Origin of the sequence: Nonomuraea antri, assembly GCF_013283785.1 — a bacterium.
Taxonomy (GTDB): Bacteria; Actinomycetota; Actinomycetes; order Streptosporangiales; family Streptosporangiaceae; genus Nonomuraea; species Nonomuraea antri.
This window is the reverse complement of sequence record NZ_JABCPZ010000516.1, coordinates 1-1,620: the sequence shown is the minus strand read 5'-3', so window position 1 is coordinate 1,620 and position 1,620 is coordinate 1. Positions and strand designations below refer to the sequence as shown.

1 protein-coding gene is annotated in these 1,620 nt (G+C 72.5%); it reads left to right on the top strand.

The window, feature by feature from the left end; translation table 11 throughout:
* The coding region (locus HII36_RS55050) for a YML083C domain-containing protein (protein WP_173531361.1) at positions 1-1,239 on the top strand (1,239 nt) is incomplete at its 5' end.
* Positions 1,240-1,620 lie beyond the last annotated feature (381 nt).

Sequence of the window (1,620 nt, the reverse complement as noted above, 5' to 3'; positions counted from 1 at the left end):
GCCCCGGGTCAGTCAGCCACAACCCACCCCGCCGCCAGCCACCCCGCAGCCGGCCACCCCGCAGCGAGCCAGCCAGCCGTCGGTCAGTCGGCCGCGACCGGATCAGCCACCGGGGACCCCACCGCAGATCGACCGACGTCAGAACAGCCGCTCACCGAGCAGTCGCTCACCGAGCGGCCTCCAGCCGAACAGCCCTTCGCGGAGCAGCCCTTCGCGGAGGCACCCCCCGGGGAGCAGCCCCTGGGAGAACAGCACCTGGGGGAACAGGCCCTTGGGGAGCAGTCTCTCGGGGAGACTTCCGGGCCGGGCGTCCGGCATCTGCCGTCGCAACGCCGTCCGGCCGCATCCGAGGAGCAACTGCCCGAGCTGCCGTTCACCCCCGACGTCTGGGGCCAGCGCGCCTCGGCCTCGCTCGACCTGCCCACCCCGCCACACGGCAGCCCCGCGCTCCCGCCCGGCGCGTTCAAGCAGCATCCGTTCCAGATCCCGCCGCCACCGCCGCCCAAGGGCGCGGGCAGGAGCAAGAAGGCGCTGTTCGCCACGCTGGGCGCGCTGGCGCTGGCCGGCGTGGCCACCGGCGGCTTCTTCGCCTACAAGGCGGTCAGCGCCCCCGCCCCGACCGCTCAGGCGGGTGCCCAGCAGCCGTCCTCGACGCCATCGGCCTCGGAGCCCGCCACCGTGCCGCCGCCCGAGTTGTCCGGTGCGGCCATGCTCAACTCCGAGGAGACCGACCCGCGCAAGCTGGCGCTGTCCGAGGCGTTCCCGCAGAAGAAGGTCAGCGCCGCCGACGCCTCGTTCTCCAGGCTCAAGACGGACGTCGAGGCGAGCTGCGAGAAGGCCGCCGCAGGCACGTTCGCCGACGCGCTGCGCGCTCAGGACTGCAGCCGCGTGCTGCGGGCCACCTACGTCGACAGCAAGCGCAAGTACGCCGTCACCACCGGCATCGCCGTCCTGCCGACCAAGGACGCTGCGCTCCAGGCCGACCAGGCCAAGGATCTCTCACGAAACGTCTGGTTCCGCGGGCTGCCCGCCGAACGCGGTTCTGGCGGGGAACGCGTGCACATCGCCGGCGGGTACGCGGCCGGGCTGGTGTGGGGCCGCTACATCGTGTTCAGCTACGCCACCTACGCCGACGGGCACACGCCCAAGGCCAAGGACAAGACGCTGGACAAGATCAGCGACGCCTTCCGCGACCAGCTCACCCTCGTCCTGGAACGCCGCGTCGCCAAGGGCGGCTGACCCGAGGCCCCAACGCGGCAATCGCCGCACGACGCCGAAGGGTCCGCCGCCCCGCGCCCACGAGACCCGGGCCTACCGGGCGCCCGACCGCCCCGCCGAGACCCGCCGTCCCGCGTGCAGGAGTCCCGCCGCCCTGACCGGAGCCGACGCCCTGCCGAGGCCCGCCACCCGCCAAGGCCGACCGCCCGGTCTTGGCGGGACCACCGCCCGCCGAGACCGGTAGCTCACTCGTCGTCAGGCGCCACCGCGTCAAGCCCGGGTTCCGCAGTTCGTAGTCACACATGGCGAGTGGACAGCGAGAATCTGCAGGTAGATGGCCTGTAGTGAGCTTCGAGGTGCCGCGAAGGGCCGCGAGTGTAGTAACACGACTTCGAAGATTTC